Genomic DNA, 12,169 nt, shown 5'->3' with positions numbered 1-12,169 from the left:
CACCAGTCACAAGCGACGACGGGATAGTGACGTCAATAGTTAGGCTTTCGGATCGAATATCTGGAAGTTTATGGTGGCCCTTTGCCGTGTTTACAAATGACAGCCAATTCGCCGAATTTTCCTGAAGTTTTGCCAATAAACGTTGTTGCGATAGGTTTTTCGTGCCGGTCGATCAAGCCGGGTGGACGTCTCCAGCCCCTGAATCGAGATTCTGGCTCGCTTCGTCGTAATTAACTTCTCTGCATTGCGCAGCAAAACGGAGCGCTAGATTGCAGCCACCTGCTGTTTGAGCAGCTCGCGCAAACGCTGGGCGGCCGGGCTAAGCAACTGGCCATGCCGGGTGACGATACCCAGTGATCGGGTGATCGAGGGTTCAACCAGGGGCACGGCGACCAGGCAGGTGTCGAGCGCAATGCCGGGAATGGCCAGACGCGGTACCGTGGCTACCCCTAGTCCGGCAGCTACCAGATCGATCACGGTTCTAACGTGTCGCGCTTCCAGAACCGGTTTGGGCAGGTTGGGGATCTTGGCGAGGGCCAGATCCAGCAGCATACGGTTGCCACTGGCCTTGTTGACCGAGATATATCTGTGACCCTTGAGCTCCGCCCAGTGCACTGCAGCGCGCGCAGCCAAGGGATGAGTGCGCTGGCAGACCAGCACGAAGTCGTCCTCGTGCAGAGGTTCGAACACCAGATTGCCTTCCTGGGCACCCAGGTAGTTGATGCCGAAATCCGCCTCGCCACGCGTCACTCGGGTCAGTACATCGCTGGCGCCTTCGTCCAGAAGCCGGACCAGGATGCCTGGGTATAGCTGTTGATATCGATCAAGGACCTGGGGCATGAGCTGATTGACGGCCGTGGGGACGCAAGCCAGGGTGACCTCACCGGTCAAACGGTTCGCCGCATCGGTTACGTCCAGCAGCGACTCATCGAAATCATTGAGCACCTGCCGAGCGCGACCGAGAAAGGCGCGGCCAGGCGCGCTGAGTTCGATACGCCGCGTGGTTCGGTTGAGGAGGCGCACGCCCAGGCTGGTCTCCAGCTTGATGATGCGTCGGGACAGCGCAGGCTGTGAGAGATGAAGCTCCCGCGCAGCTGCCGCGAAGCTGCCCAGCTCTGCCACGGCGACAAAGGCGCGCAGATCTCCCATCTCCACATTCATGTTTTTCATGCATGGGTCCATTTGATAAATGCAGTTAAGTTTAGCGGGCGACTCGCTCATGCTGTGAGGGCGCGCAACGCCCAGCAATCACAACATCGGAGCCTTGCATGATTCCCCTGAACCGTCGCAGCTTGCTAAAGATCAGCGCCGTCGCCTCGGCGGCCGCCGCCGCGCCCCGCCTTGCTCTGGCCGCCGATGCTGCCCCGGCCGCCACCTCGGCATCGGTGGTGGCGGAAGGCAAGGACACCACTCGCATCCTTGCGGCCTATCTGGTCAAGGCTCGCTATGAAGACCTGCCGGCGAACGTACGCAAGGAGGGGGTGCGCACGCTGCTCAACTGGGTGGGCGTCGCCGTGGGTGGGTCCCAACATGAAACGGTCGTTCGCGCCTTGCGCGCACTCCAGCCATTCTCCGGCCCCGAACAGGCCAGCCTGCTCGGCCGGAACGAGCGACTCGACATCATGAATGCCGCCTTTCTCAATGGCGTGGCGAGTCATATCTTCGACTACGACGACACTCATCTGAAAACCATCATCCATCCCGCCGGGCCGGTGGTGTCGGCCATCCTGGCGCTGGCCGAATACCGGCCGGTGAAGGGAGCGGATTTTCTGAACGCCCTGATCCTCGGTGTGGAAACCGAGTGCCGCATCGGCAATGCGGTCTATCCCGATCATTATGATGTGGGTTGGCATATCACCGGCACGGCGGGGGTATTCGGCGCGGCGGCAGCGGCCGGCAAGCTGTTGGGGCTCAATGAGCAGCAGATGGTCTGGGCGCTGGGTCTGGCCGCCTCTCAGCCGGTAGGCCTGCGGGAATCCTTTGGCTCCATGAACAAGAGTTTCAATCCCGGGCGGGCCGCCAGCAACGGCCTCTTCGCCGCCTTGCTGGCGGCGCAGGATTTCACCAGTTCCCAGGGCATGCTCGAAGCCAAGCGCGGCTGGGCCCATACCATCAGCACCAAGCAGGATTTCACCCAGATCACCGAAGGGCTGGGGACTCGCTACGAAGCAGCGCTCAACACCTATAAACCCTTCGCCTGCGGCATCGTCATCCATCCGGCGCTGGATGCGGCCATCCAGCTCCGCAACAGATACCAGCTCAAGCCCGAGCAGATCGCCGAGGTGCGCCTGCGGGTCCATCCCCTGGTGCTGGAGCTGACTGGCAAGAAGACGCCCACCACGGGCTTGGAAGGCAAGTTCAGCATCTACCATTCGGTGGCCATCGCGCTGATCCAGGGCGCCGCAGGAGAACGGCAATACAGTGATCAGGCGGTTCAGGATCCCGCTGTGGTCGCTCTGCGAGGCAAGGTGATAGCCACGGTTGATCCTGAGATCAAGCCGCAGCAGGTGGACATGACCGTCGTATTGACCGACGGTCGTCAGGTGCACCAGTACATCCAGCACGCCATCGGCAGCGTTGAATTGCCCATGACCGATGAGCAACTGGAAGCCAAGTTCAGTGATCTGGCCGAAGGCATCCTGCGCAGGCAGCAAACCCAGGCGCTTCTGAAAGCCTGTTGGCAGGTGGAGCAACTGGCGGATGCGGGCCAGATCGCCCGAGCCGCCAGGCGCAGTCCCGCCTAAGGGAGCGGCGCTAGGTTGCGCCGCGAAAGCCACGCCAGCTCGAACCCGTGATTCGTACGAGGAGGAATCGCCATGCGCTATGAGCTGACCAAGCTGACCGGCCCACTACTGAAGCTGTCCGAGATCTCGGCTGCCGCCACGAGCTGGATGGCGGGCGCAGATGTCGGGCGTGTCCTCGGTCTGTGGCATTCCGAAATCGGGGAACTCGGTGCTGTCCCGATCCTGCGGAGTTTCGCTTCGTGCGAGGAGTTGGCGGCGGAGCGCCAGCGCTGTCACCGGAGCGCCAATCCCTTCAACGGCGCTGGCCTGGTGCGGTCCCTGCAGCAGGAGAGCTACCGGGGGTTCGACTTTCTGCCGGACATCGAACCCCGCGTCTATGGCGGTCTCTACGAGTTCCGCACCTACTGGCTGAAACCCGGTGGCCTGCCCCCCACGCTCACCGCGTGGCAGGCTGCGCTGGAGCTGGCAAAGTCTTACACCGAACATCTGGTGATCAATATGATCGCCCTCGATGGACCACCGCGTATCACGCACATCTGGGGCTTCGAATCCATTCAGCAGCGCTTCGATTTGCGCGCTGAGCACTATGCCGCAGGGTTGTGGCCGCCCAAGGGCGCTCCCGAGCAGATCGAGCAGGCGACGTCCATGATCGCCCTGGCCAGTGAGCATTCGCCTCTGCGTTGACCACGAACCGCGACGTGGCCGGTCTCAGCGCAGGGTTGCATCGATGAGGTTGCGGAACAGGGCGCTCCGAGGTCTTTCTTCCGGTGGGATACCTGCCTGGTCGAACCAGCTGGTGTCGGCCTCCGGATGCGGTCCGCTCAGGGCCACCACGCCACGGCCGAAGGGATAGCGGGCCGCGGCGATGTCCCCGTTGGCATAGGTCGCCAGCACCCGAACGCCAGGCGCCTGACTGGGCGGTAGATAGGGACCGTCTTGGTAGAAGACGTTATCGTCGCGACCGGCCCAGCGTACGGCGACCGCGGCGTCGTCGATGGTGGTCACGGGAAAGCCGGGGCGTCCCACCTCCGAGTCCAGATCGTCGGGTATGAGTCTGAGATTTCCGGCATCGGCTAGGTAGGCGCCCATGCACAGTCCCAGATAGCGTCCGCCCTGAGCGACGTAGTCACGCAGCGCGGCGCTGCGCGCATCCCCAAGGCTGGCCAGGGCGGCGGGAATGTCCTGGCCGCCGCCCGGCTGTACATAGAGGCTGTAGCGGCGCAGGTTGGCGGGCGTGATATCGATGCGTTCCGCCGGGCCGACGAAGTCGACGCGATAGCGCGGGTCCAGCCGTTCGATGGCCGTCCGGACCGTTTCGGAGCAGTCGTCGCATCCCGCAGGGCCGCGGTAGACGGCCACGGCCACGGTGGGCGCCTGGGCAGCCTGGGCCAGTGGCAAGGGACCGGCCAGACAGAGGAGCGCCAGCGCGGCGCGTCTTACTCCAGTTGAAAGCGTCATCCGCGGGACTCTCTTGCAGGGGGCTCTGGGATTGGCAAGCGGCGTCAGGCTTTGGCCCCATCCATTCAAGGGCCGAAACACGCCGTTACGGGTCAGCTTAACAGGCGAAGGGCGTGCCAGGGCGGTAGGGGCGTCAGGCGTGGATCACGGAAAGCGCCGAACGCAGCGCCCCGAGCGCCTCGTCGTCAAGTGCCGCGTCCGTTACCAGGGTGCTGACATCGGCCAGCGGGATGATGCCGTAGGGAGAGGCCGCGCCGAGTTTTTCCCGCGTCGCCAGCACAAAGGTCTCCGCCGCCTGGCGGCTGATGATGCGCTTGATCGCGGCTTCCTCGGCATTGCCGGTGGTGGCGCCCGTCTCGGGATGCAGCCCGGTCACGCCCATGAAGTAGCTGTCGACCCGCACCCGGGCGATGGCCTCCGCACAGGCCGCGCCCAGGGTCACGATGGAATGCTTGAACAGGCGGCCACCCATGAGCTCGACCTCGATCAGCGGATGCTCGACCAGTTCCACCGCGATGTTCGGGCTATGGGTTACCACGGTGATCTCAAGCTCCTTGGGCAGGTGGCGGACGAGTTGGACATTGGTCGTGCCGCCATCGATAAAGACGATCTGTCCCGGTTGGATCAGGCGGATGCCCGCCTGGCCGAGCGCCACCTTGCTGGCCGTGGACGTCTCTTCACGCCTGGCGTAGTCCGCGACGGCAGCCGACGCCGGCAAGGCGCCGCCATGCACGCGTTGCAGCACACCTTCCGCCGCCAGTTCCCGCAGATCGCGTCGAATGGTGTCTTCCGACACCCCCAGCTGCTGGCTGAAGGCCTTGGCCACTAGTCGGCCTTCCTGGCGCAGCACCTGCTGGATAAGCGCCTTGCGTTCACGGGTCAGCATCGGAGACTCCTGCACGAAAATTCTTGACGTTGCACGAAACTGCACGAATTCTAGCGCGAAGGCCCAGAGCGGTAAACACCGTTCGCCAACCCAGAGGATCGCCCATGAGCATCGCCCCGCGTATTCGTGTCGAAGAGGTCGAGGTGTTGTCTGACGACTGGTTCGTCCTGAAGAAGACCACCTTCGCCTTCCTGCGCAGTGATGGCACCTGGCAGCGGCAATCGCGAGAGACCTACGATCGCGGCAATGGCGCGACCATCCTGCTCTACGATCCCCGGCGGCGCACCGTGGTGCTGACGCGCCAGCTGCGTTATCCGGCCTTCGTGAACGGGCACGACGACCTGCTGATCGAGGCGCCCGCCGGCCTGCTGGACGCGGCCGAGCCCGAGGTGCGCATCCGTGCCGAGGTCGAGGAGGAGACGGGCTTTCAGGTGCGGGAAGTGCGGCAGGTGTTCGATGCCTTCATGAGCCCCGGCTCGGTGACCGAGCGGCTGCATTTCTTCGTCGGCGAATACGCGCCAGGCGATCGCAAGTCGGCCGGGGGTGGCAATGTCGCGGAAGGCGAGGACATCGCCGTGCTCGAGGTGGACCTGGACGAGGCGCTGGCGATGATCGATGCCGGGACCATTCGTGACGGCAAGACCATCATGCTGCTGCAGTACGCGGCCCTGAAGCTCAGGCCACACCTGGCGGTCAGCTGATCGCCAAGGCTGACGACCAGGGCTCCGGCAGCCCCTCTCGAATCCGGGAGACGTGGCTCCGGGCGCTGACCGCCTGGCAACTAGGAGGACGCGCCGGGCCTCAGGAAGGGCAGTACATGGGCGACGTAGTCGGCCTTGCCCAGCTCGACGCCTTGCGCCCGGAGGATGGCGTAGGCGGTCATCACGTGAAAGTAGAACTGCGGCAGCGCCCAGTCGCGGACGTACTGTTCGGCGGTGAAGTCGAACACCAGTCCTTGGGGTAGTTCGTGAGCGACCGGCGCGCCCTCCTTGATGGGCGATCCTTCGCCGGCGATGGCCTGTACCCGGTCCAGGGTTTCGCGGATGCGGGCCTGCGCCTGGGCGAGGGTGCCCGGTTGTTCGGCGGCGTTGCGGCCTTCGTTGAGCAGGTCCGTCAGTTCGGGCGAAAAGGCCTGGTCGTGCAGTCGCAACATCCCTTCCTGGGCCTGGACGCAGGCGAAGCGGATCTGGGTGGCGAGCGGGAACATGTCGGGCGCCAGGCGGGCGACCAGCAGGGCCTCGGCGGCACCGTCCGGCCGTTGGGTCTCGGCCTTGCCGAGCCAGGCCGACAGGGCGCCGAGCAGATTCGTATAGGTGGGAACGAGGATATCGGTGAAGGTCATAGCGAGTCCTTTATGGGGGCTGGAGGCAGGGCCGGGCAGCCCTAGTAAAGCGTGCTGGCGATACGCTGCGGCAAGGCCTGGTCGTAGGCGTCGCCGTCCACCTGCGTCGGGCAGAGCTGCTTGAGGATGGTGCCGGGAGAGGGCAGCGCGCTGCGCGCCAGGTGCCTGGAGGGATCCCACAGGCCGGCCCGGATCACCGCGCGGCTGCACTGAAAGTAGACGCTGGTGACCGTGACCTCTAGTACGGTCCGCGGGCGCTGACCCTTGACCTCGAAGCGGGCCAGCAAGGCCGGATCGACCGCTATCCGGGCGGTGCCGTTGATGCGCAGGGTTTCGCCGATACCGGGGATCAGGAACAGCAGCGCCACCCGGGGATCCTGGAGGACATTGCGCAGCGTATCCAGGCGATTGTTGCCCCGGCGATCCGGCAGGTAGAGCGTCCTGGCATCCTCGACATGCACGAAGCCCGGCGCATCGCCGCGCGGCGAGGCATCCAGTCCCTGAGGCCCCGAGGAGGCCAGGACCACGAAGGACGCGGCTTCGATGAAGGGCTGGTAAACCGGGTGGATGTGATCGATCTCCTTGAGGATCGAGGGTGCCGCGACCTCGCCGTAGAGGCTTTCCAGCGCCTCCAGCGAGCTGAGGTAGTCCTGCGCGGGGTTGTCCTGCTCCATGTGCGACTCCTGGTTCGAGGTGCTTTTCGCGCCTTCTCGCGCGCGGGTTTTCCGGCGCCTGGCGTTCGCGGCAGCCGAAGGGTTGGCTGAACTGTAGCCGATAGGCGGGACGGGAGCGCGGCTCGACAAAGGAGTTCTGCGATAGTCGCCTGGCTAGCGACTTTCGCCAGCCAGACGGAGAGTCCGGCCGGCGAGCACAACTTTCCTCAGAGCCAGGATACGGGAGGTCATCGAGATCACGGGTGGACGGCTGTCGGGGGAGACGAGCTTAGGACTGCCGTTGGTTGCTGCACTGCAGCGAAGCAGCACATGAGCTATGGGTGAGGCAGTTGCTATCGAGACTGCGCTCTGGCGCGATAATGCTCGCTCAGACCGTCAGTTTCCGGCTGAACTTGGTTTCCATCACGATGTGCGAGGCCGTGTGGGCGACACCCTTGATCATGTTGATGCGGGTCAGCTCCGCATTCAGCTCGCCAAGCGTGTGAGTGGCGAGATGGATGATGAAATCGGATTCACCCGACACGGCGTACACCGCCTGTACCGAGTCCATGTTGCGCAGGTGCGTCATGACATCCGTGTAGCTCTTGTTGGTACAGGAGGTCATGGTGAAGCAGTTGATCACCTGCTGCAGGCGATCCTGATCGATGCGAACGCTGTAGCCGGTGATCACACCGGCCCGCTCCAGGCGGGTGATCCGCTCCTGTACGGCGGAGCGCGAGACTCCAAGCTTGCGCGCCAGGGCCGCAGTGGGCTCGCGGGCATTGGCCTGCAATAGAGCCAATAGCTGCCGATCCTTCTCCGTTAGTTGAAACAGCGCTCCGGTGTTGCGTGCATCCATGACCTTTTCCTCGGCTCAGCGGTGTCCGTGCGCCCGGGCTTCCTGGAATTTGTCCATCAGCTTGAGATAGGCATAGACCGTCTGCGCGGCCGCTGGCCCGACGGGACCGCCGTTCCATTCGAGGCCATAGGCGGAGAACAGCCGATAACGATCCGTCTCCCCACAGATGGCTTCCGCTATGACGCGGCCCCCGATCGGTGCGGTGTTCATACCATGGCCCCCAAATGAAGTACAGGTCCATACCCCTGGCGCCAGGCGACCGATGTGCGGCATTTTGTGGCGCGCATAGCCCATCAGTCCGGACCAGGCTTTGGCGATCTTCAAGCCCTGCAGCTGCGGATAGACTGCGAGAATGTCGCGGGTGAGCAACTGCCCCAGCCGCTGCTCGTCCTGCAGGTTGTGGGTGGTGATGTGTCCGCCCCAAAGCAGACGATCGCCGTCGACGATGCGGTAGTAGTCCGAGGCGCGTCGATTGTCACCGACCGCATCCGTGGTGGTCACGGCATTCGCGAGCCGCTCGCCCAGAGGCTCGGTCAGCACCACATAGGTGGCAATCGGCAGAAAGGCGCGGCGGAGTCGTCCGAACTCCGTACCGCCATAGCCTCCGCAGCAGTAGACCACGTCGCGGCAGATCACCGAACCCTGGTCGGTCGTGACCCGGTGCCGGTCCGCCTGGCTCACCACCTCGCGCATTGCCGTGCGCTCGTGGATCACGCCGCCGCCGGCCTCGAATAGTTCCGCCAGGCCCAGGCAGTAGTTCAAGGGGTGGAAGTGAAAGCCATGGGTGTCGCGCAGCGCCTGAAAATAGCGATCTGTCTTCAGACGCTTACGGATCTGCTCGGTGTCCAGATACTCCAGTTCGAAATCGAAGTCCCGCGCCATGCGATCGCGGGTCCGTTGCAGATTGATGCCATCATCGTAGCGCACCACGCTGAGCTTGCCGGACGTGGGCGCACACCCGGGCAACCGATGGCGAGCGATGGTGTCACGGACGATGTCGACACCTTCCAGCGATAGCCTGAACAAGGCGGCTGCGGTCTGACGACCGCAGCGCCGTTCGATTGCGGACAGACCTTCCGACCAGCCCTGCAGCACAAATCCGCCGTTGCGGCCGGAGGCTCCCCAAGCCACGCGATTCGCTTCCAGCAAGACCACTGAACGGCCACGTGCTGACAGCTCCTGGGCCGTACTCAAACCGGCCAGGCCGCCACCGATGACGCAGACGTCCGCCACCAAATTGCCTAGCAAAGGCGCACGTTGAGTGGTCGCACGCATGGTTCCTGTGTAGTAGTTGTTGCTGTAGGCAGCCATCAGTGGGTGTCCTTTTTCGGGCAGCAGTGGTCCTCGCACCCGCCGCATGACGGGCACGGGCGTCTGGAACGATGGTTACTGAATCAGGGTGAGGTCAGTGCCGTACCATTTCTGCGAGAGTTGCTTGAGCGTGCCGTCGGCTTTCATATCGGTGACGGTCTTGGCCAACTCCGCGTTGAAGGCTTCGTCGCCCTTGTCGACCGCGATGGCAAGGGGTTCGTAGTAGGCCGGTTTACCCGACACGGCGGTGATGGGGTAACCGGCCTTGATAGCGCCCAATACGGTCGGTAGCGCAGACAGGGTGGCGTCCAGCCGAGTGCCGTTGCCCATGCGCAGGTCGTCGAGCGGACCCATACTGTCGCCATAGGTCAGGACTTCGCCAGGCTCCACCTCGTAGGTGAACGCGGGTACATCGGCGGCATCGATCTTCAGACGCCTGTTGATGTAATCCTCTGAAGTGGTACCGGCCTCCACCCCGATTTTCTTGCCATTCAGCTCGGATACTGTCGTCTTGGCGGCGTCCTTGTGCACCGCGAACACATAGGGCGTGTAGTAGTAGACGGCAGGGAAATCGAGCACCCTCGCCCTGGCCGTCGTCGGCGTCATGGAGCCGACGGAGAGGTCCCAGCGATTGGCCCAACGACCGGCGGTGATGATGCCGTACTCGGGTGTCACGAAGGTCACCTTGGTCCCGAGTCGTCGCCCGATCTCGGTCGCCACGTCGATGTCGAAGCCGCGCAGCTGATTGTCCTCGCCGAGAAAGGATTGCGGTGGCCAATTTGCTGCGGTGGCTACCTTCATGACCTTGGTCTGGTGAATGCGGTCAAGGGTCGCGCCGGCCCAGGCGGAGGGCATGGCGGCTCCCAGGGCGGCAGCGGCGGCGAGAGCGGTGAGAAGGCGAGCGGCTGGGGTCATGGAATGTCTCCGGATACACGTTTGTTGTTGTCGTGAGGGGTGTAGCGGCTGTGGTCAGTGACTGAGGATCTGCGAGAGAAATTCGCGCGCCCGTGGCTCGCGTGGGTTATCAAAGAATTCGTCCGGACGGGCCTCTTCGATGATCTGGCCCTGGTCCATGAAGATGATCCGGTCGGCGACCTTGCGGGCGAAGCCCATCTCGTGGGTCACGCAGAGCATGGTGATGCCGTCCTGAGCCAGTTCGCCCATCACATCCAGGACTTCCTTGACCATCTCCGGGTCGAGCGCCGAGGTCGGTTCGTCGAAGAGCATGATGCGTGGCTTCATGCACAGCGCACGGGCAATGGCAACCCGCTGCTGCTGACCACCGGATAGCTGGCCGGGATACTTGTCCGCCTGGTTGGCGATCCGCACCCGCGCCAGGTACTGCAGAGCAAGTTTTCGGGCTTCGGTCTGATCGAGTCTGCCGACCAGTCGCGGCCCCAGCATCAGGTTCTCCAGCACCGTCAGGTGCGGGAAGAGATTGAACTGCTGGAACACCATGCCGACTTGTCGGCGGATATTGGCCACGCTGGCCGCTTCGCGGGTCAGCACCTGGCCGGCGATCCGTATCTCGCCTCGCTGGAAGTCTTCCAGCAGGTTCAGGCAGCGGATCAGCGTCGACTTGCCCGAACCGGAGGGACCGCAGATCACGACGATCTCGCCGCTACCGACGTGCAGGTCGATCCCCTTGAGGACCTGGAAGTCGCCGTACCATTTCTGCAGATCGCGTACCGAGACGGCCGCGTTCAGGTTGGAGGAAGCAGAGGTCTGATGCATGGGATGCTCCAGGTTAGCGGTGGGCGCGGTCAAAGCGCTTTTCAAGGCGGGCCTGCACGGTTTCGAGCAGGATCGACAGCACCCAATAGAGCACCGCGGCCGTGATCAGCATTTCCAGATGGCGGAACTCCGCACGCCCTTGAGTACGCGCCAGGAACATCAGCTCCCAGACCCCGATCACCGATACCAGAGAGCTGTCCTTGAGCATCGAGATGAACTGGTTGCCGGTCGGCGGAATGATGAGCCGCATCGACTGCGGCAGGATCACGCGGGTCATGGCCTGGAAGGGAGTAAGGCCGATTGCCCGGCAGGCCTCCCATTGCCCGCGCGGGATGCTGCTGATTCCGGCGCGAAAGATCTCGGTCATGTAGGCGCCATAGCACAGCGACAGAGCGAGCACCCCCGCCGGCACTGCGCCTACGACATAACCTAGTTGGGGAATGCCGAGGTAGATCAGGTAGATCTGGATCAGCAGAGGTACGCCGCGAAAGAACGAGGTGTAGAAACTCGCGATGGCGACGGCGAAGCCATTGGCCGAAAGGCGTGCGGTGGCGCCGAGCAAGGCCAGCACGAAGGCGATGGCGATTGAAAGCGCCGAGACGTAGACGGTGGTGAAAACCCCCTGGGTGATCATGAAGCCGACTTTGCTGAAGATGAAGCTGTAGGACAGATCGAAGGTATCGAAGAACAGCAGGAACAGCAGCAGCAACTCGCACCAGACGGTGACGACCTGAGCCTTCAGCGGAAACCGGCCGAGGATGAACAGGTTCAGCATCAGGGTTAGGGTCAGGGTCCCGGAGACCGCGATGTTGCGCAGCATCGGGGCTTCGAGGTCGAGCACGATCGGCCCCATGAGGCGGGCCAGACCGCCCTCTCCGACGCCATAGACGCAGGCCAGGAGAAAGACTGCGACGGCTACCATGGCCATAAAGGGAAGGCTGTCTGTCGCACGTGGTTTGACGATGTGGTCGCGATACATGGCTCGGTCCTCATGCGCTTGGCGCTTTTCTTGTTGTGAGGCCATTGTAGGGAGGCGTTGTGCAGGGCAGTACCCGGCGAAATAGGTCACTTTTCCGGTAAGTAATTGAAAATAGCCGGGTATGACCTGTCGATTTGATAGCTTGGGCTGGCGAATGGATAGAGCGGCGAACGTCACTGAACGATGCTATCCGGATACCCTGA

General features: G+C 63.3%; 13 protein-coding genes. 3 read left to right on the top strand and 10 right to left on the bottom strand.

Annotated features, from left to right (window positions below):
• Nucleotides 1-264: 264 nt before the first annotated feature.
• On the bottom strand, nt 265-1,161 hold the full coding sequence (locus DBY63_RS00420; protein ID WP_058790529.1) for a LysR family transcriptional regulator: 897 nt from the start codon (nt 1,159-1,161) through the stop codon (nt 265-267).
• A gap of 107 nt (nt 1,162-1,268) precedes the next feature.
• Between DBY63_RS00420 and DBY63_RS00415 the strand changes: the two genes are divergently transcribed.
• Together DBY63_RS00415 and DBY63_RS00410 are read left to right on the top strand one after the other, a co-directional pair.
• The gene (locus tag DBY63_RS00415; protein WP_108581010.1) at nt 1,269-2,744 is read left to right on the top strand and encodes an MmgE/PrpD family protein; all 1,476 of its coding nucleotides are present in this window, start codon (nt 1,269-1,271) and stop codon (nt 2,742-2,744) included.
• Nucleotides 2,745-2,816: 72 nt separating this feature from the next.
• Nucleotides 2,817-3,428 carry an NIPSNAP family protein gene (locus DBY63_RS00410; protein ID WP_108581009.1) on the top strand — a complete coding sequence of 204 codons (612 nt, stop codon included), beginning with the start codon at nt 2,817-2,819 and terminating at the stop codon, nt 3,426-3,428.
• A gap of 24 nt (nt 3,429-3,452) precedes the next feature.
• Here DBY63_RS00410 and DBY63_RS00405 read toward each other — a convergent pair whose 3' ends face one another.
• Both DBY63_RS00405 and DBY63_RS00400 read right to left on the bottom strand, forming a co-directional pair.
• The gene (locus DBY63_RS00405; RefSeq protein WP_108581008.1) at nt 3,453-4,202 is read right to left on the bottom strand and encodes a BPL-N domain-containing protein; all 750 of its coding nucleotides are present in this window, start codon (nt 4,200-4,202) and stop codon (nt 3,453-3,455) included.
• A 133-nt stretch (nt 4,203-4,335) separates the two neighbouring features.
• Nucleotides 4,336-5,088 carry a DeoR/GlpR family DNA-binding transcription regulator gene (locus DBY63_RS00400; RefSeq protein WP_108581007.1) on the bottom strand — a complete coding sequence of 251 codons (753 nt, stop codon included), beginning with the start codon at nt 5,086-5,088 and terminating at the stop codon, nt 4,336-4,338.
• Between the two features lie 104 nt (nt 5,089-5,192).
• Here DBY63_RS00400 and DBY63_RS00395 point away from each other — a divergent pair, with 104 nt between their 5' ends.
• Nucleotides 5,193-5,789 carry an NUDIX domain-containing protein gene (locus tag DBY63_RS00395; RefSeq protein WP_027599718.1) on the top strand — a complete coding sequence of 199 codons (597 nt, stop codon included), beginning with the start codon at nt 5,193-5,195 and terminating at the stop codon, nt 5,787-5,789.
• Between the two features lie 80 nt (nt 5,790-5,869).
• Here DBY63_RS00395 and DBY63_RS00390 read toward each other — a convergent pair whose 3' ends face one another.
• From DBY63_RS00390 to DBY63_RS00360, 7 genes are all read right to left on the bottom strand, one after another.
• On the bottom strand, nt 5,870-6,430 hold the full coding sequence (locus DBY63_RS00390) for a DUF1993 domain-containing protein (RefSeq protein WP_108581006.1): 561 nt from the start codon (nt 6,428-6,430) through the stop codon (nt 5,870-5,872).
• A 41-nt stretch (nt 6,431-6,471) separates the two neighbouring features.
• Nucleotides 6,472-7,104 carry a pyridoxamine 5'-phosphate oxidase family protein gene (locus DBY63_RS00385; protein WP_027602000.1) on the bottom strand — a complete coding sequence of 211 codons (633 nt, stop codon included), beginning with the start codon at nt 7,102-7,104 and terminating at the stop codon, nt 6,472-6,474.
• 367 nt (nt 7,105-7,471) lie between these two features.
• Nucleotides 7,472-7,942 carry an Lrp/AsnC family transcriptional regulator gene (locus DBY63_RS00380; RefSeq protein ID WP_044342831.1) on the bottom strand — a complete coding sequence of 157 codons (471 nt, stop codon included), beginning with the start codon at nt 7,940-7,942 and terminating at the stop codon, nt 7,472-7,474.
• Between the two features lie 15 nt (nt 7,943-7,957).
• The gene (locus tag DBY63_RS00375) at nt 7,958-9,253 is read right to left on the bottom strand and encodes an FAD-binding oxidoreductase (protein WP_108581005.1); all 1,296 of its coding nucleotides are present in this window, start codon (nt 9,251-9,253) and stop codon (nt 7,958-7,960) included.
• 75 nt (nt 9,254-9,328) lie between these two features.
• Nucleotides 9,329-10,108: a transporter substrate-binding domain-containing protein gene (locus DBY63_RS00370; RefSeq protein WP_256326379.1), complete on the bottom strand. Its 780-nt coding sequence runs from the start codon at nt 10,106-10,108 to the stop codon at nt 9,329-9,331.
• 114 nt (nt 10,109-10,222) lie between these two features.
• A complete protein-coding gene (locus tag DBY63_RS00365; RefSeq protein ID WP_044342828.1) occupies nt 10,223-10,987 on the bottom strand; it encodes an amino acid ABC transporter ATP-binding protein in 765 nt (254 codons plus the stop codon).
• Between the two features lie 13 nt (nt 10,988-11,000).
• The gene (locus DBY63_RS00360) at nt 11,001-11,966 is read right to left on the bottom strand and encodes an amino acid ABC transporter permease (RefSeq protein ID WP_044342827.1); all 966 of its coding nucleotides are present in this window, start codon (nt 11,964-11,966) and stop codon (nt 11,001-11,003) included.
• Between the last annotated feature and the right edge of the window lie 203 nt (nt 11,967-12,169).

It is taken from the genome of Pseudomonas sp. RIT411 (genome assembly GCF_003057735.2).
GTDB lineage: Bacteria > Pseudomonadota > Gammaproteobacteria > Pseudomonadales > Pseudomonadaceae > Chryseomonas > Chryseomonas oryzihabitans.
The sequence above is the reverse complement of the archived record's forward strand: the minus strand, read 5'-3'. Positions and strand labels throughout refer to the sequence as shown.

Bases quoted from the DNA above. Each gene is read 5' to 3' on its own strand.
- DBY63_RS00395 (WP_027599718.1), top strand. From the start codon at position 5,193: ATGAGCATCGCCCCGCGTATTCGTGTCGAAGAGGTCGAGGTGTTGTCT.
- DBY63_RS00360 (WP_044342827.1), bottom strand. From the start codon at position 11,966: ATGTATCGCGACCACATCGTCAAACCACGTGCGACAGACAGCCTTCCC.
- DBY63_RS00400 (WP_108581007.1), bottom strand. From the start codon at position 5,088: ATGCTGACCCGTGAACGCAAGGCGCTTATCCAGCAGGTGCTGCGCCAG.
- DBY63_RS00385 (WP_027602000.1), bottom strand. From the start codon at position 7,104: ATGGAGCAGGACAACCCCGCGCAGGACTACCTCAGCTCGCTGGAGGCG.
- DBY63_RS00410 (WP_108581009.1), top strand. From the start codon at position 2,817: ATGCGCTATGAGCTGACCAAGCTGACCGGCCCACTACTGAAGCTGTCC.
- DBY63_RS00415 (WP_108581010.1), top strand. From the start codon at position 1,269: ATGATTCCCCTGAACCGTCGCAGCTTGCTAAAGATCAGCGCCGTCGCC.
- DBY63_RS00405 (WP_108581008.1), bottom strand. From the start codon at position 4,202: ATGACGCTTTCAACTGGAGTAAGACGCGCCGCGCTGGCGCTCCTCTGT.
- DBY63_RS00420 (WP_058790529.1), bottom strand. From the start codon at position 1,161: ATGAATGTGGAGATGGGAGATCTGCGCGCCTTTGTCGCCGTGGCAGAG.
- DBY63_RS00380 (WP_044342831.1), bottom strand. From the start codon at position 7,942: ATGGATGCACGCAACACCGGAGCGCTGTTTCAACTAACGGAGAAGGAT.
- DBY63_RS00375 (WP_108581005.1), bottom strand. From the start codon at position 9,253: ATGGCTGCCTACAGCAACAACTACTACACAGGAACCATGCGTGCGACC.
- DBY63_RS00370 (WP_256326379.1), bottom strand. From the start codon at position 10,108: ATGCCCTCCGCCTGGGCCGGCGCGACCCTTGACCGCATTCACCAGACC.
- DBY63_RS00390 (WP_108581006.1), bottom strand. From the start codon at position 6,430: ATGACCTTCACCGATATCCTCGTTCCCACCTATACGAATCTGCTCGGC.
- DBY63_RS00365 (WP_044342828.1), bottom strand. From the start codon at position 10,987: ATGCATCAGACCTCTGCTTCCTCCAACCTGAACGCGGCCGTCTCGGTA.